Source organism: Sunxiuqinia dokdonensis (assembly GCF_001270965.1).
Lineage (GTDB): Bacteria > Bacteroidota > Bacteroidia > Bacteroidales > Prolixibacteraceae > Sunxiuqinia > Sunxiuqinia dokdonensis.
This window is the reverse complement of the sequence record NZ_LGIA01000030.1, coordinates 1-25,091: the sequence shown is the minus strand read 5'-3', so window position 1 is coordinate 25,091 and position 25,091 is coordinate 1. Positions and strand designations below refer to the sequence as shown.

Here is a 25,091-nt window from a genome sequence, read left to right as displayed (position 1 = left end):
TAGACAGCCTCATTTTTTTTGTACGGATGATTGCCGACACTATTTGGTCAGGCTGACTTTCTTAATGGTATTCGGATTTACCTCCAGCGATTTCATCACCGAATTCAGATTGTTGATATCGATCGATTTATCCATCGCCCAGTCGGCAGGCAACACAGCGATTCTGAAGACTTGATCCTGACTTTCAGCCGGAAGCAATTCGCTCACTGTAAACTCCATAAAAACCTGCACATCTGCAATCGTGTAATCAAAATTATACTGGATTACGCCATCGTCCAAAACAATGGTTTGTGGCAAAGGGCGCCAAACATCGATGGCCGATCCATCATTGGCCTCAGCCACTTCCCAAAGCATATAAACCATCACGATGTAGGTGTCGTAGATTTCAAAATTCGACGGAAAGTCGTAGTATAACGTGTAACCATTGGCTTCAGTAAAATCGCCTTCAATTTCAAAGACACTCCCCAACAAGGAAGTTCCATCTTCGCCATCCTCGCCATCATATCCGGGAGGCCCCATTGGGCCTTCGCATGAAGCGAAGACAGCCAATGCTAGTATTAAAAATAAACTGGTAATTGTTTTCATGACTTGTATTTTTAAATGATGTTTAACAAAGTTTTATTGCACTTTACAAGATTAATGCCAGAAGCATGAGAATCAGAAAATGACCCGAATATATTTAATGATTATCCGTTTATCTGCCTATCCGTTCTGTCGCCGCTGTCAATTATTGTCATTGTTCGTTTCAAGAACAACTTAATGACCAGGAATGACTTTTAATGACCTCGGGTAATCTTGTGGATATCCATCTATTTTTTATCAGCATGCCCTTTATTCAATCAAATCCACCAGCCTGATATCGAACGAAAGCACAGCAAACGGCGGAATTTTGTTGCTGGTTCCTTTTCGCCCCCAAGCCAGATCGGCCGGCACCCAAAATTTATACCGGCTACCTTTACCCATGAGCTGCAAGCCTTCCTGCAAACCTTCAATCAGTTCGGCCAGTCGCACTTCGTCGGGCTTGTTTTTCCGGTAGGTGTCTTCCAAAGTCGTTCCATTCAGCAACAGCGCCCGCTGATGAATCAGAACGGTGCTCTCGGGATTCGGTTTTTCACCCGCTACTTCTTCCACAATTTTATATTGAAGGCCGCTGGCTGTTTCTACAACGCCATCTTTTTGCGCATTCTGCAACAAAAAATCTTCGCCAATCTTCTGGTTGTAGCCAGCCGAACTTTTGCTTTTTCCTTTTTTCTCTCGTTTTGCCACTGTTCGTTTTTTCTTCAAAAATAAAAAAAGAATACCTTCCTCGTAGTCGAAGAAGGTATTCCGGTTCCATCCAAATGATTTGCCAAAACCTTAGCTTCCGCTAAAATCAACACCTTCGAACACCATGGAAGGGGTTTGCCACGAGGAAGTCAGGTTGGCATCGTTTCCAACCTCCACCAAGCTCATCCACAGTTCTTTCATGTTTCCACTGATGTTCATTTCAGAAACGGGCTGAATAATTTCGCCATTCTCAATCAGGAAACCATCAATTCCGTACGAATAATCGCCGGTTGAGCCGTTGGTGTTGCCGCCATTGAACCCGGTCACCAAAATGCCTTTTTTTATTCCTGTGATTAATCCCGCCAAATCTTTGTCGCCGGTTTCAAAAATCAAATTGGAGGTTTCGCCGGTGGTCGGTTCCACAGCTAGTTTTTTCGCATAGTAAGTATCAATGAAGTAGGTTCCCAAGATGCCCCGATCAAAAACCTGCCGTTTTTTGGAGGCCAGGCCTTCGCCATCAAACAAGCGGGAACCCATGCCCCCTGCGACCAGCGGATCATCAGTCAAACTTAGTTTTTCAGAAGCCACTTGCTTGCCAATTTGATCAATCAGAAATGAATTTTTCTGCTGAATGTTGTAGCCGTTCAAGGCGGCCATCAAGGGTGAAAAAAGTCGCGAAACCGTCTTGTTCTCCACCAACATGGTCAATTTTCCGGAGCTGATTTTCGCCTGGCCTATTTTCTTCAAAGCCCGGTCCAGCGCCGTTGTTCCGATATCCGACTTTTTCAATTGGTCAAAAAAGATGGCCCGTTCGCTCCACGCCTCACTGGGGCGCGCATCGCCACCATCAACGGAAACTGAGGCGTACAGACTGAAGCTGCTATTGGCTGTTTCTCCTTCAAATCCGTTGCTGGTCACCATCAGGCGGCTGCTGGTGTTGTCCCCATAACCAGCTGTTATCGAAATAATGCGGTCGTCTTTCTTATACGCCTCTTGTTCTACCTGAAAAGCCAAGTCGACCTTGGTCTTCGGATCGATGGTGTCATACGACTGATCGACCGTTCCCAGATCCTGGTTGCCACCCTGATAGTACAAACCGGCATCGGGCAAAGAGCGGAATGGATCGGGCGACAGGTATTTTGTTCCGGCAATGGCCTGCTCAATAAAGTGGGCCAGTTCCTTTTTGTCCAGCCGGTTGGTGCGGTGCGCTGAATATTTGTTATCGACAAACAAGCGGACGCTCAAACTACTTTGAATAGCTTCTTTTAAAGTGTCGATCTTTTGTTCCCGAACATCCACATTGCTGCTTTTGCTTTGCGACAGAATGATGCTGGCTTCGTCGGCCCCATGATCCAAGGCAAATTGCATCGCCCATTTGGCCAGGTTATATTTTTCTTCTTTTGTCATTTTTATCGATTTTTTTCAGATGAAGGATCATTGGCTTAACTCATCCCGCCAACGGTTAATTTTTTAACCAGCACGGTTGGCAATCCGCACGTTACCGGCACTGACTGGCCTGACTTTCCGCAAGTCCAGGTACCATTGTCAATCAAATAATCGTCAGCACACATGGTGATGTCGGCCAAGGCCTGCGGGCCATTCCCGATAATGTTGATGTCTTTGATTGGCTGGGTCAGCTTGCCATTTTCAATCAGGTAGCCCGATTTTACAAAGAAGGTGAAGTCGCCGGCGCCAATTTTCACTTGTCCATTGCTAAAGTTATCGACGTAAATTCCCTGCTTCACCTGGCTGATGATATCGGCTTTTGTATGCGGCCCGGTTTCCATGTAGGTCGCCCGCATGCGGGGGAGCGGCACATGGCGAAACGATTCGCGTCGTCCGTTTCCGGTGGGATTCACCCCATAGTGGCGGGCGCTGATCCGGTCGTGGATGTAACTGTTTAACACCCCATCTTTGACCAAATAGGTCTTTTCGGTGGCATTTCCTTCATCATCGCGGTTGATGGAGCCTCGATTTTCGGGTAGTGTTCCATCATCAATGATATTCACAAAGCTTTCGGCTACTTTTTTGCCCATCTTATCAGCAAAAATAGAGGTTCCCTTCCGGTTGAAATCTGCCTCAAAGGTATGGCCGATGGCTTCGTGCAATAAGATTCCGGAGCCGCCGGCGCCCATCACCACGGGCATTTCACCTGCCTTGGGTTTGGTCGCTTCAAATAGCAAACTCGTGCGGTCCACCACTTCCTGTGCCAGCTCGTCCACCACCGCATCATTTAAAAACTCAAAGCCCTTACGAAACGAGCGCGACGAGTAGCCATTTTCAATCTGACCATCTTTCTCCATCACGCAAAACGTTCCCAAGCTAACCATGGGCCGGTAATCATAACTGATCACCCCTTCGGAACTGTAAAACAACACGTAAGCTGTTTCGTCGGTCAGGCTGGCATTAACTTTAGAAACGCGGCTGTCTAAGGCAAAAACCTTATCGTTGATGGCCTGAATAAAAGGAATTTTCTCCGGAACGTTCACCTCTTCCCACGAACGGTTGATGGCATAGTAGTCGGCTGGCAAAGCTTCCTTAATCTCCTGCGCCGTAACATTTTGGCTTCCATTGGCAATATTGGCTGCGGTGTTGGCTGCTTTCATCAATGCTTCGGAAGTAATGGTTTCAGAATAGGCAAAACCGGTTTGGTCGCCTTTCAGCACGCGAATACCAACGCCAAAATCAACATTGGAAAACGCCCGGTTGACACTTCCATCTTCCAGGGCCAGGCTATTCAAGGTCTTGTGTTCAAAAAACAGGTCGGCATAATCGCCGCCTTTGCTCAGCGCCTTGTCAACTACTTTTTGCAGCAACTGCACATGCACACCGAAATGATCCAGGTAAGCCTGAATTCCGGCAGACAAAGGAGTCCCCTGGCACGACTGGATGAAAGCAGGAAGCAGCATACTACCTGCCACAGCCGAACCGGAAGCCTTCAAAAAATTTCTTCGGTCAATGGTTGTCATTTTGATTAAAATTTATCTGGTTGTAAGTATTCAATTCTTTGTTGAGCCAATCACCCGTCATTTCAAAAGGATAGGTCGGCAGCAAGCAACTAAAATTACGCAATGCCAAACGAAAATGACCCATCGACTTCAATTTCTTTTTGAAAGAAACCCAAAGCGCCTCGTCCACCACAACCAGCCTCCGCCATCAAAACAGGGGGTATCAACACAAAAAACACTTGAATTTCGAATTGATCCATTCTATTTTCAACAACACTCCAATCATAAAACACTTATTTATTCGACTATGCCTATCAAAAACCAAGGGTCTTCAAATAAATCAATTCTCTATGTGAATTTTGTATTAACTTTTTACAAATTGACGTGTTATTATTTATATTTTTGACTGTTCGTTCTATTTTTGACATCAAATTTTTGAAAAAACACATCATTAACTTATAAATTGTAACAAGATGAAATCAAAATTGGAGTATATCTGGCTGGACGGATTCAAGCCGACTCAAGGCTTAAGGGCAAAAACAAGAATTGCAGAAAATTTTAGTGGGAAATTAGAAGATTGTCCGGTGTGGTCATTTGATGGATCATCAACCCGGCAAGCAACAGGCGGAGCTTCTGACTTGTTACTAAAACCAGTTGCGATTTTTCCCGACCCTGACCGCAACAATGCCTACGTGGTCATGACTGAAGTACTGAATCCGGATGGCACCCCCCATGAAACCAACGGCCGGGCGCACATTGAAGAAGAAGACGAAGATTTCTGGTTTGGCTTTGAACAGGAATACTTCCTGATGGACCCAAAAACCAACAAGCCGCTTGGATTCCCGGCCGATGGCTATCCTGCTCCACAAGGACCTTACTATTGCGGTGTGGGCGCCGACAAAGCTTTTGGTCGCGACATCGTTGAAGAACACTTTGACATTTGCCTGGAAGCAGGCTTGAACGTGGAAGGTATTAATGCTGAGGTGGCTGCCGGACAGTGGGAATTCCAGATTTTCGCGAAAGGTGCACACAATGCCGGTGACCAAATTTGGGTGGCCCGCTACTTTCTGGAAAGAACTGCTGAGAAATACGGAATTGTTGTTGACTGGCATCCAAAACCACTGGGCAAAGAACTGGACTGGAACGGTTCGGGAATGCACGCCAACTTCTCAAACGGCTTGATGCGGACTTGTGGAGACAAAGCAGTGTTTACAGCGATTTGCGAAGAGTTTGGAAAAAACATCAAAGAACACATCGATGTTTACGGAGCCTATAACGACCAACGTTTAACTGGTCTTCACGAAACGGCTGCCATTACAGATTTCAGCTATGGCGTTTCGGACCGTGGTTCATCCATTCGTATTCCGGTAGGAACAGTTGAAGATGGCTGGAAAGGCCGTCTGGAAGACCGTCGTCCTGCCTCAAACGGCGATCCTTACAAAATCGCTGCGGTGATCATCAAAACAACACACAAAGCTGTTGCAAAAATGTAATCTTGAAAAATCAAACATATCAAAAAGCTGTCCGTTGAGGGCAGCTTTTTTTGTACCCGGACGCCGACAATGGGCCGGATTGTTTATTTTTGATCTCCAAATTGAAAGCCATGCAACAAGCGCGAATAAAAATCAACCGTCAACTGTTTGAGGAGACCTCGCATTCTCCGGCATTGGTTGATATTGTTGGCGAAGAACAGCTTGATCAGGTGATTGACTACTGTTTTATTGCCAACCCCTACTACCCGACCGACGACATGCTGGAGCAGTTAAAATCGAAGCTCAGCTCAATCATCAAGGCCTACCCGTCGAGCAACCCGCGGCTGGCCCGGCAGCATCTGGCCGAAGTGTTGCAGGTTGACGCCGACTGGCTGATTTTGGGAAATGGCGCAACCGAACTGATCACCCTGATTGAAAAGCACCTGGTTGACGATCTGGCCATCCCCATCCCCACGTTCAGCGAGTATATTGAAAAGCTGCGAACCTCCGACGCCGCCAAATTCTTTCAACTCGATCCGAAGAATAATTACCAACTCAACCTGGCTGAATTCGCAAGCTGGATCAACAAAAACAAATATAGCGCCGCGCTGATTATCAATCCCGGCAACCCAACCGGCCAGCTGATGCAAACAGAGGAACTGAAGCAGTTTCTGCGTGACATGGCCCACCTGAAGCTGATTTTACTGGATGAGTCGTTTATCGATTTTGCTGATGAGCAGATTCCCACCTTGTTACATGAAGTGGAGCAGTACGAAAACCTGATCATCGTTCGAAGCATGAGCAAACACTGTGGCGTTCCAGGGCTGCGGCTGGGCTATTGCTGCACTTCGAACCAATCATTTTTAAGTATTCTGAAAGACGCGCTGCCCGTTTGGAACATCAACTCAATGGCCGAGTATTTTTTGTTGCAACTGAAGGCTACCAACGAAGCCTACCACGAAACCCGCATGCATGTGATCCGCGATGTACGCGAGCTCTACAAAAAGCTGGTCAAGCTGCCCGGCTACCAGATTTATCCCACCGGAAGCAATTTCATTCTGATAAAAATTGAATTTGGAATGAGCGCCTTTGAACTTCAAATGAAACTGCTCGAAAACCATGGTCTGTATGTACGCGATTGTAGCAACAAAGCTGGTCTGGACAATCGCCATATCCGGGTGGCTTCGCAGGGAAAAGAAAAAGACCAGTTTTTGATTGATGCTTTGGAGAAATTGGCAACACAAAATATAGGCCGATGACTTTGAAGGAATCCGGTGTCCGCTTAAATCATGCAAAATTGGCTGAGACTGTAATCTGACAGACGCCGAAACAAGTTCGGCAGGACGCTTCTCTCCACTCCAACTCAATTTGTATCGACTAAAATCTTATCCATTTATATGTATTTATTTGCCAGGCAACTAGTATAGCTTTTTTTGTAGTCAAAATCAATTGGCTTGATTACTCCGGTTAGACTTTTGACCAGTGGTGATACCTCATCATCGTCTTCTTGCTTGTTTGTCAAAGCCTGCAAATAGTTTTCAATCATTTTCGAAAGACTCGTATCCTTTTCCCTGGCATACTTCTTTGCTTTTTCAATTGTAGACTTATCTATTTTCAATGTCAGTTTTGCCTTCATGGCTTCATTTTTGATACACAAATAATATACAATCTCAATATACTTCCGGCAATGGTGCATTTTGGTTCAAAAATCATGGTCATCCGCCCAAATCTTTCCTCAATCGATAATCGCTTGCATTGACATGAGCAGTTTTACCCTTTCTCTGCCGGATAATTGTAAAACCGCCGGGTAGGATATGCCAAATCAATATCCGGCTGCTTGCGAAACTCTACAAGAATATCCTGCCAGATCTGATTTTCCATCATGCGCCGCCGTCGCGGATCGCACAAAAAACGGATGGTCAGGGTGACGCCATATTCCTGACGAACTTTCACATAAACGATAGGCGTGAGGTGCTGGTAAAAAATCATGTAGTTTTTGCTGGCTTCAATAATTTCGCGTTCGGCAGCCTTACTAAACTGCTGGGCATGCTTGGCGGCGATCGCTTCGAGCAGGCTTTTTGCTTTTTCCCAGTCACTTTCAAACGTGATGCTGACCGCGAGCTCATCCCAGATGTACTTAAAACCAGAGCTGTAATTGGCCTGCGCATCGGTAAATACTTTGCCATTGGGTATATGAATGATCCGTCCGGTACTTTGTTCAGCGTCAACCCAGTTACCCACTTCAAGGATAGTAAACTGAAATAATCGAATATCAATCACATCGCCGGTATTCTCACCAAGCTGAACGCGGTCGCCAATGGCAAATGGTTTTCGAAAAACGATGAACAGCCAGCCGGCCACATTGGTCACGGGATCTTTCAGCGCAATAGCTATACCAGCAGAAACAAGTCCTAGAAATGCACCAAGCTGGCGAAAAGCATGCAGCCAAACCGTGCTCACCAAAATAATACCCAGAAACGGGATGACGAAGGAAAGCGTGCGTTTCCACTGATACCTGACTTTGATATTCTCGGTACGCCGCCAAACCACCCGGAGAATCGCCATTCGCAACACCCACAACATCAGAATAATCACTCCCGAAACAAACAGTCTGTTCAAGCTGGTGGAACTGAGCCCGGTGTGCAGCTGAAAATAGTCAATCACTTGATCCATCGCTAAAAACCATTAAATGATGTCAGGGAAGATACAAAATGAAGGGGTACGAAAAAAGCTTCGGCCCATTTTAAAAAGCCGTGTTCCGCTTACACGCAAAAGGCAGCGACACCTAAAAGCTGGCCACCGTGTCGCACACATAGGTTGGAATGATACCGGTAGAGCGGATTTTCATCTTGGCATTATCGGGCAAGGTGTTCCCCGACAAAACCAGCACGGTATCCATTCCAAACTTGTTGCCGCCAATAATATCGGTCAGCAGCGTGTCGCCAACCATCAAAATGTCGTCGCGATTCAGGGGTTGTTTCTCGCAAGCTTTTTCGTACGCAAACATAAACATTTGCGCATCGGGTTTTCCAAAGCGAATGAAATGACGGCCCAGAATATCTTCGACCATATCCGAAATACCACCAATGGCAATGGCAATATCCGTGCGGTTCACGGGGTAATTAATATCGGTATTGGCCACAATGACTGACATGTTTTTCTTACGTAAAAGATTGATCACCTTATTGATATCATTATTCCAATCAAATCCTTCATCATCCAGAAAAACCAGGCATTTAATATCATCCACCTCATCGAGCCGGAGCTTGTTGATGGACAAGGTTTCCAGGCCTGCTTTTTCAATGTAGTGGGCTGATTGCTCTGTTCCGAGATAGGCAACACGACCCTTTTTTATTTTCAGTTTCAGCCAGTCGTGTGCCAGCATGCCCGACGAAATAATTTTGTCGGTGGTCAAACTGGGAATGCCATTGATCTGGTATTGCCGCGCTAAATCAGCCGGACTGCGCGATGCATCGTTGGTCAACACATAATAATCGATTCCTTTTTCATCCAAAAAATCGAAAGTGTTTTCAATGCCGGGAATAATCCCCTTATGATTTTTCAATACCCCGAAAGCATCAAAAAAGACCGCCTTGTAATTGGTCACAATGCTTCTGAAATCGCTCGTCTTCATAGGACTTAAATTTTTAATGCTTTCAATAGTTTATCGACCTGGTAGTTGGTGTCAATGGCCGGAATATACAAATCGTACGCTTCCTTCTGCAACTTCCGTGCATACGAAGGCAAAAAGAAATGGGTGCCATCCTTGATCACATAATTTAGAATGAAGAACCGGTAAGCCTCCCGAATCAAGCGAACTTCAGCCTCGTTAAGCGGAAAAATGCGGTGATATTCCTTCAGGAACATGATAAACCGGTCTTCCATCAGGGTGTCAATCCCGTAGCTAAACACCGTACGATCGCCCACATCAGATACCACCCGGCTGAAGAAGTAAAAATCCATCACCCGGGTTGATTCGCGAAACCAGTCGTAATCCCAGCGCGAGTAAAACTTGCCGTCGCCCCGCACCGAAAAGTTGCCAATGTTCCAATCGACAAAAACCGGAATGGTCTCAATCTGGGTTGAATAATTCACCCGATCGGCCTGAATTAAAAACGACTCGCATTGCTGTTTTACCAAGTCGCGTTGCTCTTGGGTGCCGCAAAACTTACCGGTATCGATATTGCGCAACAGGCGATGAATATCAGTCACCACGGTTTTGGAGGCATTTGGAAGCTGGTTGGCCACATTGGTGCAGGCTTTATGAAAACGTGCCAACTCGCGCCCCAACTTTCGGATATGCTTGTCCTCCAGCCGTCGGGGCATTTTGTGTTTTATTTTAATTGGATTGTAAAAAACCACCCAGGCCGTGCTATTTTGCTCGTAGTAACGGTAAATAAACAAGTCGTTACGCTTCACCAGCGAGCGGGCCAGGAAATTCTCATAAGGAGCTTCCAAGTTGTTGGCCAGGTTGTTAATGATGACATGATCCTCCTTAAAGTGCTCAAAGTTTCCGTATTCCGACAGCTTGGCAAATACCGGCTGCCGGTCGTAAAAGGAAATTTTATAGACCTGGTTGGTGGATACATGGGCGCTCACATCATAAATTCCTTTAATTTCGTGCCGGTCATCAAACTCAGCCCAAGCCCGTCGTATAATCTGAAAATAATCGAGCGTCTGCATAATCTTTTCTTTTTTCTGAGCTCCCCAAAAGTAATCAGAAACGGGGATTTTCAGATAATCTCAAAATACCTTTTTATTTCCCAGTCGGTCACCGCTTTCGAAAACTCGCGCCATTCCCACTCGCGGGTAGCTGTAAAGTGAGCAACAAAGTCTTCACCAAGTAAGCTGTTGGCCAGCTCCGAATCTTTCATTTTACGGGTCGCGTCCAACAGATTTGAAGGCAAACGCTCGCGGTCATGCTGGGCATATTCATTGCCGATGGTTTTTGGCGTATTCAATTTCAATTCATGCTGAATGCCATACAAACCGGAAGCCAGCGAAGCCGCCATGGCCAGGTACGGATTGGCATCCGATCCCGGCACGCGCATCTCCAGTCGGGTCGATTTCTCCTGCCCGTTGATGACCCGCACCGCCGTGGTGCGGTTATCCAATCCCCAACTGGCCGTGATTGGCGCCCAGGCCCCCTCGCGCAGCCGCTTGTAACTGTTGATCGTCGGGGCATACATCGGCAAAACGTAGGGCAAACAATGCAGTAAGCCGGCCAGGTAACTTTCCATCAACGGGCTCATGGGTGCTTTGGGATCGCCCGAATAAAACAGGTTCTTTTGCTGTTCCTGGTCCCACAAACTTTGATGCAGATGTCCGCTACAGCCGGGCAGCTCCTCATTCCATTTGGCCATAAAACTGGCAATGATACCGTGCTTATAGGCAATTTCACGCACACTGTTCTTAAACAACACCGCTTTGTCGGCAGCATTTACAACTTCATCGTAGCGAATGGCAGCCTCATAAACCCCTGGGCCGGTTTCGGTATGCAAACTTTCCAGGTTTACCCGAAACTGATCGAGGTAGTTGAACAAGTCGTTGAAATAAGCCTGAAACTGGGTGGGCCGCAACATGGAATAGCCAAACATTCCGGGCGAAATTGGGTCTAGCCCGGTGTAATTTTTAGTTACCAGCTCGTTAGGCGTTCCCAAAAAATTAAACCATTCAAACTCCTCTGAAAAAACAGGTTGGAAACCCATGTCGTTGGCATTTTGCCTGACCCGCTTCAGCAAACTCCGCGGACAGGCAGCCATGCCTGCGCCTGGGTCACTCTCAAAATCTGCCAAAAAGAAAGGCAACTCATGATCCCAGGGAATCGTCCGGTAAGTAGACAGGTCAATCCTCGCCTTGGCATCCGGGTAGGCCGTGTGCCAGCCGGTGAGCTGCACATTGTCGTAGCACTTGTCGCTCGAATCCCAGCCAAAAACCACATCGCAGAAACTTATATTCTCGTTGGCCACTTCCAAGAACTTGTCTTTATGGATGGTCTTTCCACGCAGAATCCCATCAATATCGGTCACTGCAAATTTGATCTTGTTGTGCTGACTTTCTTTGATGACTTGTATCAACTCCTTATTTTCCATATTCTTTTGTTTTCACCCAAACTAAAAAACGGATTTCGTTTTGGTTGTGTACCGGTGCCGATCATCTGCCTTTACCAGCGATTACCTCGAACCAAGCCGCGAAAAACAACCAATCGCTGCTCCCGTCATGCAGCCTCATCAGATACCAAAATAACAAATATTGACGCAATTTAGACCCGGCAGCCAAGAAATATCATCAAACGACTGAGATCCCAGTCAAACTACTTTTCGCGACGCCGAGACAAAAGCACAACATTATGTTTTAACGAGGACAGAATTCCCTATCCGTTCTTTAGCCATCCAACGAGAAAAGAAGCTCGATAAAAATGATTCATTTCAAACTAACATCCAAGTTTTGATGGTATTTATTCGGAAATAATAAAAAATAATTCACCTACCCGCTCAAAATTAAGGACAAAATAGAAAAACAATAGGTAAGTCGTCCTGAAAAACCGTATTTTTGAATCCGAAAATAAAAAGCACATTAGTTAATCCAATTATATTAATCAAACTATCCAGATCATGGCAGATTTTAGATTTAAAGCCCTGCAAAAGGTCATCGAACGACAGCCTGTTGCAGTTGTCAGGGAACACAACCTGACGTCCGATTTTTATGGGAGAAATGTTTTTGATCGTCCCAAAATGAAAAAGTACCTCTCCAAAGAAGCCTTTAAGGCGGTGATGGATGCGACGGACTATAACAAACTGGTGGATCGAAAAATGGCAGATCAGGTAGCACAAGGCATGAAAGCCTGGGCTACTGAAAACGGGGCCACACATTATACCCACTGGTTTCACCCCTTGACCGACGGAACAGCAGAAAAGCACGATGCTTTTATTGTGCATGGCGAAGATGGTGGTGTAGTGGAAGCCTTCAGCGGGAAGCTCCTGTCGCAGCAAGAACCCGACGCGTCTTCGTTTCCAAGCGGAGGCATCCGGCAAACCTTTGAAGCCCGCGGATACACCGCCTGGGACGCTTCGTCGCCGGCCTTCATCGTTGACGGAACCTTGTGTATTCCTACCATTTTCATCTCCTACACCGGTGAAGCGCTCGATTACAAAACGCCCTTGCTAAAATCGTTGCACGCACTCGACAAAGCTGCCACAGCCGTGTGTCAGTATTTCGATAAAAATGTGACCAAAGTAATTGCCAACCTGGGTTGGGAACAAGAATATTTTCTAATCGACGAGGCCCTCTATGCTGCCCGCCCCGACCTGATTTTAACCGGCCGCACGCTGATGGGACATGCTTCGTCGAAAGACCAGCAACTGGACGACCACTATTTTGGGTCGATTCCAACACGGGTTTACCGTTTTATGGAAGATTTGGAAAACGAAGCCTATAAGCTGGGCATCCCCATTAAAACCCGCCACAACGAAGTGGCGCCCAACCAGTTTGAAGTAGCTCCCATTTTCGAAGAAGCCAATTTGGCCAACGACCACAACCAACTGCTGATGGACATCATGAAAAAAGTGGCCCGCCGTCACAATTTCCGGGTGCTGTTTCATGAAAAACCCTTTGCAGGCATAAACGGTTCGGGCAAGCACAACAACTGGTCGCTGTCAACCGACACGGGGGTAAACCTCTACTCGCCGGGGAAAAACCCAAAATCGAATCTGCAATTCCTGACTTTTGTTGTGAACGCCATGAAAGCCGTTTACGACAACCAGGATCTGATGCGCGCCAGCATTATGAGCGCCGCCAACTCGCACCGGCTTGGTGCCAACGAGGCGCCACCGTCTATCTTATCGGTTTTCCTGGGTACCGAAGTCAGCAAAATGCTCGACCTGATGGAAGAAGCGGTGGTTGACCGCAAGATGACCCCGGACGAAAAAACGGCCCTAAAACTAAACATCGGCCGTATTCCTGAAATCATTCTGGACAGCACCGACCGCAACCGGACATCGCCCTTCGCCTTTACCGGCAACCGGTTTGAATTCCGGGCTGTTGGTTCTTCAGCCAACTGTGCCTCCTCTTTAATCGCACTGAACACCGCTGTCGCCGCTCAGCTCGAAAAATTCAAAGCCGAAGTGGATGAATTGATTGAGAAAGGAGTAAAGAAAGATGAAGCCATCTTCCAGATATTGAAAAAACTCATCATCAACACAAAACCCATTCGTTTTGATGGTGACGGTTACAGTGGCAACTGGATCGTTGAAGCCAAAAAACGGGGCCTCACCAATATCCAAAGTGTGCCCGAAGCCCTGGAGGCCTATCTGACAGATCAGACCAAAACGCTGTTTGCCTCGCAGGATGTACTGTCGGCCAAAGAGTTGGAAGGACGCGCCGAAGTAGAGTTTGAAAAGTTCACCATGAAAGTGCAGATTGAAGCGCGTGTACTGGGCGACCTGGCCATCAATCATATTGTGCCCACTGCCGTTCAGTACCAAACCACGCTGCTTGAAAATGTTAAAAACATGAAAGAAGTGTTTGGAGCCGACGAATTTGAGGAGCTGGCCCATGCCCGCAAAGAGTTGATCCGCGAAATTGGCAGCCATATCACCGCGATTAAATCAAAAGTGAAAGAAATGGTAGAAGCGCGAAAAGTGGCCAATAAAATTGAGGATTCGATTGAAAAAGCCAAAGCATACGACAAGACTGTCCGCCCTTACCTCGATGATATTCGCTACCATATTGACAAGCTGGAACTAACCGTGGACAATGAGCTGTGGCCATTGCCCAAATACCGGGAGCTGCTGTTTGTAAGGTAATTTTTCGGAGTCAGAAAAAAAAAAGAAAACCGCACTGAAAAACGATTCAGGGCGGTTTTTTCTTTTTACCAACAATGATTCTAATCTGATTGTAATAGATTTGTAAAAAAGAAACAAGACAATGAAAGAAGTAACCCTTAAAATACCGGATAAAAAGTTTGGCTTCTTCATGGAATTGGTCAAACAATTAGGCATTGAGGTAGCCGAAGACATGGAAATCCCCGAAGAGCACAAAGCCATTGTGAGAGAACGGATCAAAAAATCTGCACAAAATCCAGAACGCCTTCTTGATTGGGACGAGGTGAAGGATAACTTTAAATTTGAATGATGGCTTTTTCACTCAAAATTGATACCGATGCCCAGGTCGACATACAGGAAGGCATTATCTGGTATAATAAACAACAACCAGGCCTTGGGCATAAATTTCATGCCGAAGTGAAAGGCGCTCTGGAAAAACTAAAAACCAATCCTTTCTTCCAAATCCGCTATGATGGGGTGCATTGCCTGCCGCTTTAGAAATTTCCGTATATGGTGCATTTTACCGTTGATGATGAAAAAATGCTTGTGACTATACAGGCAGTTTTTCATACCGCACGAAGTATCAAAAGATGGAAAAATAGAAAGTAGAGCCCGAATAATATCTTACGACATCCGGCACCAAATCGACAAGCTCGAACTGACGGTGGACAACGAACTCTGGCCATTGCCCAAATACCGGGAATTATTGTTTGCGAAATAACCGTATCGACTTGAAAAGAAATAAAAAGCCGCCCGGGATATACGCCCCAGGCGGCTTTTGTTGTTTTGTGGCAGGCTAACTCCCAATGCCTTTTTCATTTGAATTAATCAATCACCACCTTCGCGACAACCGGCTGGTGATCGGACGGATATTTCTGGTCATAGCTATCCGTGAGTACCCCATACTTTTCCACCGAGAAGTGATCAGAAGTGAAAACGTAATCGATGCGCTTCTGCATAGGGGCAAGAAAGTCAAAACTATTAAAGGTGCCCACGGGTCCGTACGGCGGCATCTCGCTCACTTCATAGGCATCGTTTAAAAACGATTTGATGGTGATAATCTGTTCCGTATCGGGCGTTGAGTTTAAGTCACCCAAAAAAAGGATCGGTGCATCTCCTGCGATTTCCTTCATCTTCTCAACCATTAATATTCCAGACTGACGGCGCGCCTCAACAGCCTGGTGATCGAAATGGGCATTGAAAACGAAAAATGTCTTTCCGGTCAGTTGATCATTGAATTTTCCCCACGAACAAATGCGCCGATGCTTGGCTTCCCAACCATAGGACGGTTCATCAGGCGTTTCACTCAACCAAAAATCACCGCTGTCCAGCAATTCAAAACGTGACGTTCGATAAAAGATTGCAGAATGTTCTCCAGCCTGCTGGCCATCGTCGCGCCCAACACCGGTGAACGCGTATTCCTGCATTTCACCAAGATCTTCCAACTGGCCAATTAAGCCTTCCTGCGTACCAAACAGATCAAACTCATGATAGCGAATCAGTGCCTTCACCTGCTCCTTCCGGTTGGGCCAGGCATTCTCGCCGTCATTGGCCGTGTTGTAACGAATGTTGTAGGATGCAACGATTAATTTCTGGGTTGAAGGATTGTCAGCTTTTGGATTGCTACAGGCGCCAAAAGCCAACAGCAAAATTAGATAAAGTGAAATTTTTGAGTTCATTAGTTGTGGTTTAAGTGAACGAATCAGGCATAAATATAAGCCACCACAACCGATAAACCATCTTTTTCAGGCCCAAATTTCGCTTTCAATCACGCACTGCCGTAATTGGCGACTACCCCCATGCCGCCAAATCCATACCTGCACCCTGCCTTATTCGAATCTTCAAGGTTTATTCCATGTATCTTCTGTATTGATGAACACAGAAGATACCCGAAAGATATGGATTTGGTATGAGGCAGAAGTGGATCAACAAATAAAGATCGAAGTCGAGGCAGCAGATCCAAACGTATTCATAAAGCTTAATCTTGATAGATTCCAAAGTTCCCTTGCTCCAAAAGAGGAAGCAGTTCGTTCACCACCTCTTGATGCTGGCTGGCGACATTTGCATTTTCATTGGGGTCCGCATAGTGATCGTATAGTTCAACAACGGGCTGTGCCTCCCTGAAATACTTGGTCAACCGGTACCGCGGAGTACGCAGGCTAATGCCCTGATTAAAATATCCCCAGGCGGTATCTTTCCAGCTTGGCGTATTAGTATCTTCTAGCAAGGCCAGCATGCTTGTTCCATCCGTCTCGAAATTCATGTCTACCTCGCACAGCTCCATTAAAGTCGGATAAATATCCACGGAGCTGACGATCCGGTCGATTTGTTTCCCCGATGATCGGTCCGGAACCTTAATGATGAGCGCACTTTTCAGGGCCCTTTCAAAAATCGTGTGTTTGCCCCACACGCGATGGTCGCCCAGGTGCCAGCCGTGATCGCCCCAAAGCACCACAATGGTGTTTTCGGCCAGGCCCGATTTTTCCAGCTCATCCAACACTTTTCCGATTTGCGCATCGACATAACTGACCGCTGCAAAATAGGCATGACGCAGCTTACGCTGGTAAGCATCTGAAACAGGCTGGTCAAGCGAAGGTTTTTCATCTCCCGCCTGGTAACTCTTAAACTCCCCACTTTCATGCAGGCTTGCCGGGTTGACATTTTCCGGAAGATCCGGGGATGGGGTCAAAGCGATTTCATCTTCATCATATAAATCCCAATATTTTGCCGGCGCATTAAAAGGCAGGTGCGGTTTAAAAAAGCCTACACCCAAAAAGAAAGGCTGATCTTTTTGTTTGAGTTCCTTCAGTTTTTCAACAGCCAGCTTAGCGGTCAACCCATCCGGATAGCCGTCATCATCCACTTCTCCCCGTTCATAGGGCTTAACCTGTTTGTTCCGGCTTTGGCGGTTGGAGCCATCGGCATAGCCAAAAAAGGCATTCCAGCCGGTGCCCCATTTTCCGGGATCAAACAACATTTCGTTCCAGCTGTGCGGGAGCTCCAATTCGGTTCCCACCGAATCGGTATAGCCATACAACAGCCCATCGACATAATGGCTTATTTTCCCGATGCCTACCGTGTAGTAGCCGTTTCTCTTCAGGTGATGGATGAAGGTTTCAGGAACTTCTCCTTCGGGTTTCCCGGAAATAAAATGATGAATGGCCTCGTTGGACAATTGCCCTTTGGTTCGGGGATACATTCCGGTGAGGATGCTGTAACGCGACGCCCCGCAAGTGGGGATACTGACAAAGTGATTAGTGAAAACAGTGCCGGTTTCCGCCAGCCGATCAATGTTGGGCGACTGGATATAATCGTTGCCATAACAGCCCAGCTCGGGGCGAAGGTCATCCACACAAATAAAAAGAACGTTGGGTTGATGCGGGGTGTTTTCGTCGCTTGCACTTTGTTTACTGCAAGCAGTTGTGGAACAAATCAGTGCCGCCAAAAGAACGGAGGTGTTAATTTTGATCATCTTTCTGATTCGATTTTTGCTAAAAATAAGCAATCCTGCCAAGTTTGAAAACCGTGCAGGATTGGGTAATGCGCCAATTAGTTGAAACTATCTTTACAATGCCTTTCCACTCAGTCGATTTTGATTTCACTATTACTCCAAGAGGGCACCAACGCACCAAAGATAAGGAGCCTGGCCGTGATAGTCGCCGGTTCGACGCGGACGATCGTAGTAGTACTGCTTGTCATTCTTCTTATTGGTACCTACACAAACCTCTGCCACTGCACCTTTTTCATCAACATAATCAACCAGAGCCAACCAAGCCTTTCGGGCTGCAGGCGCATATTCTTCGGCGCTTAGCCACCCTTGTTTCACACCTGTTATCAAAGCATAGGTGAACATGGCTGATCCTGATGTTTCGGGCCAGCAATCGGCTTCATCAATCAGCTGATTCCACATGCCGCCTGGTGTTTGATATTCTTTCAGGCTCCTCATCATTTTCCGATAGCCTTTCATGATCTCAGGGTAGTCTTTATGATTTTCGGGCAAATAACGAAGTAGCTCCGTAACTCCGGCTGCCATCCAACCATTGCCCCGCAACCAATAAAAGGGGACATCGGGAGCGTGATAGAAAAGTCCGTTGGGCCGTTGGAGCTCTTTCAGGTACAGTACCATTTCGCGAGCCGCCCGATCGATATATTTGATATCGCCTGTTACTTTAAAGGCCTGGGTTTGCACGATGGTAATCATGTACATATCGTCAATCCAAAGCCGTGTTTGCCAGGTATAGCCTTTTTCTGCCCATTGCTTTTGTTCAGGCTTGGCATCCTGAGGCACTTGCCATTGCGTGTCGGCGTAGGGCAGGCCCAGTTCAAGATATTGTTTATCATTGGTTATTTGATACAAGTTTAAGGGCAAGCTTCCAAACATATTTAAATCGACATGATTTTTTATGGGCAACAGTTCCTTTTCTGATGAAATCAGCAGGTCGAACTTATTTTTCAAGAGCTTGGCGAGTTCGTTATCGTTCGTCAGCTCAGCAAATTGCAAGGATCCATTCCAATAAAATGTTTCAGGATAGCTAATCCATTTTCCGGCATGGAGTGCATGCTTGGCGCCGACAAAACGATAGGCAATTCGCTTTCCTATTTCTTCGGGTGTTTGGCCTTCAGGGAAATCGGATAAGAGCTTGCTTTGGGCAAACAGGAATTGAAACGAAAGCAAAAAAAATATCGATAACGTTATTCGGTTCATTTTGGGTAATTTAAATGGATTTATTTCGTGATTTCTCAATTTCTGGCAGTTGGATTAAGACTATTGGCTGGCCAGATTTGGCCGGCCAATAGTCATCAGAAATGTTGGAGGGTACGGTGTAAAAAACCTTCCTTTGATTTTCAAAAGTATTTTCTAGTTCTCCGTTTGGTCTTCATCTGCTACGGCGTCTTCCCAGTTATCCCACTTGGGTGTTGCGGGGTCATAGCCGTCATAGCCATAGTTTTGGCTCAACTCTCCTTTGTTATTTGATGTAATTGCAGAATAGGGAATTGGCCAGTAGATATTCTTTTTGTCCATGGTGTAATTCGGATTACTGTTACCAGTAGCATCTATTTGGATCGGGCCCTTATTGTACATGGAATAATTCACAATACGCTGATACCAGTAACTTCCACCTTGGGAGTCGGTACCACTCTGGCGATCAAAATCGTCAAGGCTATAGGTATTTCCCCACTCATCGGGTTTTCCACTGCGGGCGAGGCAGAGCGAGACACGGGTCAGTTCAACATTCCGCCATTCCTCCCAATACAGTTCGCGAGCCCGTTCGTTCATGATATCACCAATAGTTACAGAGCCTTCATAGAGCACGGAACAGCCTGCGCGCTGTCTCAGGGCATTTAAGTCATCTTTGATGGTCGGGTCGCTTTCATTGATATAATATTTGGCTTCGGCCCTGAGCAGATAGGCTTCAGCCAAACGATAAAGATACCAGTCGGCATTACCTCCATTGGTAGCTCCCCGATAACCGTCAGAGCCGCTTATGTTAGCCTCATTGACAGGGTCATCCAGATAGAGTTTGTAATGGGGTACATCAAACCACCGGCGAATGGTGTCACCACAAAGCAGGTTTCCATTGTCATCGAAAAGTGTAACCGGATTTCCAAACTCAGAAGATGCCTTGTTGTTTACGCGATAATCTTCCATTCGAACCCAGTTACCAACCTCGGAACTATGGCGCAAGTCGGTCTCATCCATTTGTCCGTCGACACTCCACAAGGCATGGGTATGGAAATAAGTGGGGCGGAATGTTGCAATTCCTCTTCCGAAGGCGCGCATGTAGTCATACTCAGGATTATAATCCGGGTGGTTCCTTCTTAAGTTTAGCAGTGCCTGTTTGCCATCCTTCGTTTTCAGCATACTATTAAAGACGAAGGGGTACAAAATACGCATGGTCAACATCTTAACAAATGATTCGGCATCGGCACCCCGGTTTGGCATTCCCATGATGACCTCGGTATTACCAGCGATAAGTTTGTTCTCGGCGCGGTGTAAATCCCAAATCACATTCCGTGTGATTGGCCAGGTTTCCGGCTCTCCTCCATCGTTGAATGTTCCAAAGTTATCTTGCATCAACGCGTAGGCTGAACCATCTATCAATATATCGGTTTGCGCTTTGGCCTTATCATATTCCCCCAATGCCAAATAGCATTTGGCAAGCAACATGCGGCAGGCTCCTTTATTGACCATTCCAACCAGGGACATCTCGCTTTGATCGGGTACATGTTCGACCGCAAACTCCATATCTTTGGTGATCATTTCCAAAATGGCATCGCGCTCGGTACTACGGTAATTCTGCTTAGGGACTTCGAGCACCTTAGTAATAAGCGGAACGTCGCCAAACTGGAAAACCAAGGCCATATAACGAAAAGCACGATGAAAATAGGCCCTTCCCTTGTAAATATTCTTGGTTTCCTCGTCCAGTCCTTCCACCGCATCAACAAACTGGATAACCGTATTTGCATACATAATACCATTATAGGTTTCTTTCCAAAAATACCAGATACTGTTTGTCCGACCCAGGTTCTGCAAACTAGTTTCACTGGTTGGCGTAAGCATATTGGCAACATCGCAAAGCATACTACGTTTATCTGTTGCACTGGCCACCATCAATTCGGAAAAAATGTATTCAGTACCAAGCGAGAGCATTTCATTATGATCGGTAGCCCAATACAATTTGAGGTGACGATCGCATATCGCCATGGCCGATTCTAAACCAGGTTCGGTACTAAATGTAGCCGTAGGTTCATAGAAGGACAAGGGGTCAGGTTTCAGAAAGTCCTCGGTACATCCGCCTGACAAAACCAATCCCCCAATAAATATAATCAGGTATAGATGATTCAATATTTGAGTTGTCTTTTTCATATTTGTGAGTATTTGCAGTTAAAAAGTTAAATTCAAGCCCAATGTATAAAGCCGTGTTGCGAGTCCTCCCGTTTCGGGATCACCATATTCCCAGTCCTTTGCCCACACGGCAACATTACGGACCGAGCTGTATACTTTTACCCGGTCCAAGTCAAATCTTGAAGTCCATCTTTTGGGCAATGTGTAGCCCATTGATATGTTCTCCAGGCGAATAAAGGAACGGTCATGCAGCCATTGTGCACCTTCGGCACCAGTAGGTCCCTTGGCTTCAATACGTCCGTATTCATTGGTCGGGTTATCAGGAGTCCAGTAATTCTTGGCATGTACATTTGCCAGGGCGTATGCCATCCGTCCGCCGTCGTCATCGTTATTGAGGTAGTTGCCAGACAAACTCTTATGTCCCATATAAGAGTATATATTGAATGAGATGCTAAGATCTCTCCACAAAACAAACTCATTTCTTAAAGACCAGTGAAATGGTGGTGCAGTCTGCCCGAGAAATTCTTTGTCATTGTCATTATAGACAGGTGTAACCGATCCGTCTTCATTAACGACGTCGTCGGCAGTGTAGTTATTTGCCACTTTTGGATCGCCCGGCACCTGACCATATTCCATCGCCTCATCGACTTCATCGGCCTGCCAAATACCAGTCACGCGGTAATTCCAGATTGTACTAATGGGCTGTCCGATAAACCACCCGTTTGATTTATCATCCATTTCCTTTGTTCCAATTACATTTCCGTCGGCATCCAAAATGTCTTCGTCTTCGTAGTACAGGTGCTTTATTTCGTTCTTGTTATAAGAGAAACCGAATGAAGTCGTCCATCTCAGCTGATCGTTGTCGATATTGACTGAGCTTAGGGACAATTCAACTCCTTTATTGTCAACCTGCCCCAAATTGGTTGTAATATTGGGGAACCCGGTAAATTCAGGCAAACGTTGATTCATGATCATGTCATGGGTACTCATATCGTAATATTCAACTGAGCCCGTAATCCTGTTTTCAAGGAATCCAAAATCAAGCCCCAAGTTCCATGATGCGGTTTTTTCCCATTGCAGATTGGGGTTTGCCAGGCGATTGGCCATTAAGTATCGCATCAGCTCCAGTTCTCCCGCACTGTTGATATAGCCCTGCATCTTGCCCGCTCCTTCATAAAGGTTTGCAAGTGCCACGTAAGGATCAGACAATGATCTGTTTCCATTTTCGCCGTATGACACACGCAGCTTTCCTGTGTTCATGATATTGCCCCATGGAAAGAAATCTTCGTTTGTAAATGACCACGCCAATGCCACCGAGGGGAAAGTAGCGTAAGGATTGGATGAACCAAAGGCAGAATACCCATCCCTTCGAATGGATGTGGTGATCATATAGCGACTGTCGTAAGAATAAAACAAGCGTCCCAATAAGGCATCGGCTGTTTGGTGCGAGTCATAACTCGAATAAGTACTGTTCTCTTTGCTACCGTTTTTGGTATTATGAAATCCCAGCGCATCTGAGGGCAGAATATTGCGGGCTTCGATGCGGTCTTGCCAGTATTGGCGTTCCTCAGCCTCTTGAACCAATGTAACGACCATGTGATGCTTGTCTGCGAAAGTATAATCCCAATTGATCGTATTATTGAGAGACCAATCAAAGCGCTTGGCCTGTTCCCGGTTTGCCCCTCTTGATTTGGGATCAGAACCCGGTAAGTCTGCTGACATAAAATAACGATCATAGAAAAACTGGTAGCGTGGCGAGGCATTGAACGTATAGCTAATATTAAAAGGCAACGATACTTTAGCCTTCAAAATGCTATTGAGTACAGTATATCCTTTTTCCAGTTCCAGGTATTGTTTTTGGAAATCATAATTATAGCCTCTTTGACTGTATTCGGAACTCAATGGATACTGAATCGGGTTGCCCATTTCATCAGTATAGTCTGCATACGGGCTGTTGCGCATAAAGTAGTCCTCATCTATACCAATACTCCCGTCCGTCCGATCCTGAAAGTTTACGTTGGCACCGATTTCGAACCAGTCGTTCACTTTGGCATCCATCTTTAGGTTTGCTCGAATCGCTTCATACTCATCACTTTTTACTGCACCCTGATTTTTCAAGTAGCCCATTGAAAAATAATAATTTGCTCGCTCTCCTGCGCCACTAATACTGGCATTATAGTCTTGGTTGAAACCTGTGCGATAAGCAAGATCTTCCCAGTCTACAACTTTCCCTGCCAGGAGGTTTTCAAGGGCATTCGCCTGGAAACCTAGTCGTTTCGCCCAGATACTACGGTCAGACTCTCCCGCCTCATTTGTGGTATAAGCCTTCCAGTCATCTATCGAAACGTTTGCCGGCAATTGGTCAGGACGCATAAAAAAACCTGGTTGATTAGCATAAACTCCGGATTGATAGGCCTCGTAGGCCCCGGTTTCATCATTGACTCCATAGGTATTCTTGGTATACCAGTCCTGCCGGTGCTGCAAGTATGCATCAGGACCAAATCGTTCACGATATTCACTTTTTTGAGTTAAGCCGATATTCGTCGTCAGGTTAACCACTGGCTTACCCTTTTTCCCTTTTTTTGTGGTGATAATTATTACCCCATTGGCTGCTTTTGCTCCGTACACGGCAGCCGCCGAAGCATCTTTCAGAACATCAATTTGCGAAATATCGTCCGGATTGATTTCAGAAAGCTCACCATAGAAAATCATACCATCTAGAATCAGCAGGGGATCATTGTGCCCCCCATCGGTATAGACCGAGCGTTGACCACGGATCTGCATTGGGCCTCCCCCTTTTGCAGAGGTATTCATCCCTACACGAAGTCCTGGTGTTCCACGCAGGATATCCTGTACGGTCTTTGGATTCTCATCGGCGATCTTGTCGGGACGAACCTGTGTGATTGAACCAGTCAAATCACTCTTTTTCATTGTTCCGTACCCAATTGCCACAACTTCGCCAATGCCAATTGACTCCTCCTCCATCACCAAATTAATCGTTTGTTGGTTTCCCACCGGGACTTCCTGTTTTTTCATTCCTACAAACGAAAAAACGAGTATCTCATCTGAGGAGACTTCTGCAATGCTATAGTTTCCGTCAAAATCAGTGACTGTTCCCTTGGTGGTTCCCTTTATCAAAACCGTTACTCCAGGCAGGGGAGCACCAGAAGCATCGGAAATTTTTCCTAAAATGGTTCTGTTATTTTGGCTAAGCTGTAAGGTGGACAGAATAATATGCCGTTCGTTTATCTGATAGTTGACATTGGTACCTTCAAAAATCTGGTCCAAAAGTTCGTTTATCTGAAGATTTTTAGCTTTCAGGTTCACCTTACGTTCCAAATCGATGGCGTCCTTGTTATACACAAAGTAGAACTCACTTTGATCTTCGATGGACTGTAGGGCCTCAACAACGGAGACATTACGTAATTCTATGGTCAATTTTGTCGATTGGGAATAACCATTCAATGCAAGCACCTGAATGACTCCCATCAAAAAGAATAAGCTTGTCAATTTCATTTTCAATACTATTTGCCCGGAGTACCTGAAAATTAGGCATCCGGCATGAAAATCTTTGTTTTTTTTCATACTTTTGAATTGATTTGTTAGTGATTAATAAATCGTTGAATTTTTAATTCGAACAGGAAGGAGTAGCCGCTCTTTCCTGTTTTTTGTTCAGAGTTACTTCATAGGCTGTTTTATATTTTTAGCTTGGTTAATTTCTCGTTTATATCTTTAG

General features: G+C 46.0%; 19 protein-coding genes. 5 read left to right on the top strand and 14 right to left on the bottom strand.

From position 1 onward, the window contains the following. Positions 1-39: 39 nt before the first annotated feature. The 4 genes from NC99_RS03675 to NC99_RS03660 all read right to left on the bottom strand — a co-directional run bounded on the left by NC99_RS03675 (position 40) and on the right by NC99_RS03660 (position 4,235). On the bottom strand, positions 40-585 hold the full coding sequence (locus tag NC99_RS03675) for a collagen-like protein (protein WP_157624416.1): 546 nt from the start codon (positions 583-585) through the stop codon (positions 40-42). Between the two features lie 246 nt (positions 586-831). Next, positions 832-1,266: an FKBP-type peptidyl-prolyl cis-trans isomerase gene (locus NC99_RS03670; RefSeq protein WP_053179984.1), complete on the bottom strand. Its 435-nt coding sequence runs from the start codon at positions 1,264-1,266 to the stop codon at positions 832-834. A 90-nt stretch (positions 1,267-1,356) separates the two neighbouring features. Beyond that, positions 1,357-2,673, bottom strand: coding sequence for a TldD/PmbA family protein (locus NC99_RS03665; RefSeq protein WP_053179974.1), 1,317 nt, complete (start codon positions 2,671-2,673; stop codon positions 1,357-1,359). A 35-nt stretch (positions 2,674-2,708) separates the two neighbouring features. Further along, a complete protein-coding gene (locus NC99_RS03660) occupies positions 2,709-4,235 on the bottom strand; it encodes a TldD/PmbA family protein (protein WP_204374888.1) in 1,527 nt (508 codons plus the stop codon). A 452-nt stretch (positions 4,236-4,687) separates the two neighbouring features. On the opposite strand from NC99_RS03660, the gene NC99_RS03655 reads away from it, so the two are divergent. Further along, complete coding sequence (locus NC99_RS03655) at positions 4,688-5,707, top strand: glutamine synthetase beta-grasp domain-containing protein (RefSeq protein ID WP_053179972.1); 1,020 nt, start codon at positions 4,688-4,690, stop codon at positions 5,705-5,707. 110 nt (positions 5,708-5,817) lie between these two features. Next, on the top strand, positions 5,818-6,945 hold the full coding sequence (locus NC99_RS03650; RefSeq protein WP_157624414.1) for a pyridoxal phosphate-dependent aminotransferase: 1,128 nt from the start codon (positions 5,818-5,820) through the stop codon (positions 6,943-6,945). 134 nt (positions 6,946-7,079) lie between these two features. Here NC99_RS03650 and NC99_RS03645 read toward each other — a convergent pair whose 3' ends face one another. The 5 genes from NC99_RS03645 to NC99_RS03625 form a co-directional block, all read right to left on the bottom strand. Further along, on the bottom strand, positions 7,080-7,322 hold the full coding sequence (locus NC99_RS03645; RefSeq protein ID WP_053179980.1) for a DUF6364 family protein: 243 nt from the start codon (positions 7,320-7,322) through the stop codon (positions 7,080-7,082). 134 nt (positions 7,323-7,456) lie between these two features. Next, entirely contained in the window at positions 7,457-8,359 is a 903-nt protein-coding gene (locus NC99_RS03640; RefSeq protein WP_053179969.1) for a mechanosensitive ion channel family protein, read from the bottom strand. 112 nt (positions 8,360-8,471) lie between these two features. Next, on the bottom strand, positions 8,472-9,320 hold the full coding sequence (locus NC99_RS03635) for an HAD-IIA family hydrolase (protein WP_053179967.1): 849 nt from the start codon (positions 9,318-9,320) through the stop codon (positions 8,472-8,474). Positions 9,321-9,325: 5 nt separating this feature from the next. Then, positions 9,326-10,369 (bottom strand): aminoglycoside phosphotransferase/kinase family protein, encoded by a 1,044-nt coding sequence (locus tag NC99_RS03630; RefSeq protein WP_053179965.1) that lies wholly within the window; start codon positions 10,367-10,369, stop codon positions 9,326-9,328. Between the two features lie 50 nt (positions 10,370-10,419). Then, positions 10,420-11,778 carry a glutamine synthetase family protein gene (locus NC99_RS03625; RefSeq protein ID WP_053179963.1) on the bottom strand — a complete coding sequence of 453 codons (1,359 nt, stop codon included), beginning with the start codon at positions 11,776-11,778 and terminating at the stop codon, positions 10,420-10,422. A gap of 522 nt (positions 11,779-12,300) precedes the next feature. Between NC99_RS03625 and NC99_RS03620 the strand changes: the two genes are divergently transcribed. The 3 genes from NC99_RS03620 (at position 12,301) to NC99_RS03610 (ending at position 15,006) form a co-directional block, all read left to right on the top strand. Further along, positions 12,301-14,490, top strand: a complete 2,190-nt coding sequence (locus NC99_RS03620) for a glutamine synthetase III family protein (protein WP_053179961.1) — start codon at positions 12,301-12,303, stop codon at positions 14,488-14,490. A 121-nt stretch (positions 14,491-14,611) separates the two neighbouring features. Continuing rightward, positions 14,612-14,818: an addiction module protein gene (locus tag NC99_RS03615; RefSeq protein WP_053179959.1), complete on the top strand. Its 207-nt coding sequence runs from the start codon at positions 14,612-14,614 to the stop codon at positions 14,816-14,818. Continuing rightward, the gene (locus NC99_RS03610) at positions 14,815-15,006 is read left to right on the top strand and encodes a hypothetical protein (protein WP_053179957.1); all 192 of its coding nucleotides are present in this window, start codon (positions 14,815-14,817) and stop codon (positions 15,004-15,006) included. Before NC99_RS03615 ends, NC99_RS03610 begins: the two co-directional genes overlap by 4 nt. Before the next feature lie 326 nt (positions 15,007-15,332). Here NC99_RS03610 and NC99_RS03605 read toward each other — a convergent pair whose 3' ends face one another. The 5 genes from NC99_RS03605 to NC99_RS03585 all read right to left on the bottom strand — a co-directional run bounded on the left by NC99_RS03605 (position 15,333) and on the right by NC99_RS03585 (position 24,871). Then, positions 15,333-16,187: an endonuclease/exonuclease/phosphatase family protein gene (locus NC99_RS03605; RefSeq protein WP_053179956.1), complete on the bottom strand. Its 855-nt coding sequence runs from the start codon at positions 16,185-16,187 to the stop codon at positions 15,333-15,335. Positions 16,188-16,486: 299 nt separating this feature from the next. Continuing rightward, positions 16,487-17,980, bottom strand: coding sequence for a sulfatase (locus NC99_RS03600; RefSeq protein ID WP_053179954.1), 1,494 nt, complete (start codon positions 17,978-17,980; stop codon positions 16,487-16,489). 132 nt (positions 17,981-18,112) lie between these two features. After that, a complete protein-coding gene (locus NC99_RS03595) occupies positions 18,113-19,213 on the bottom strand; it encodes a glycoside hydrolase family 88/105 protein (protein ID WP_053179952.1) in 1,101 nt (366 codons plus the stop codon). Between the two features lie 153 nt (positions 19,214-19,366). Then, positions 19,367-21,376, bottom strand: a complete 2,010-nt coding sequence (locus NC99_RS03590; RefSeq protein WP_053179950.1) for a RagB/SusD family nutrient uptake outer membrane protein — start codon at positions 21,374-21,376, stop codon at positions 19,367-19,369. Between the two features lie 18 nt (positions 21,377-21,394). Continuing rightward, a complete protein-coding gene (locus NC99_RS03585; RefSeq protein ID WP_239684400.1) occupies positions 21,395-24,871 on the bottom strand; it encodes a SusC/RagA family TonB-linked outer membrane protein in 3,477 nt (1,158 codons plus the stop codon). Positions 24,872-25,091 lie beyond the last annotated feature (220 nt).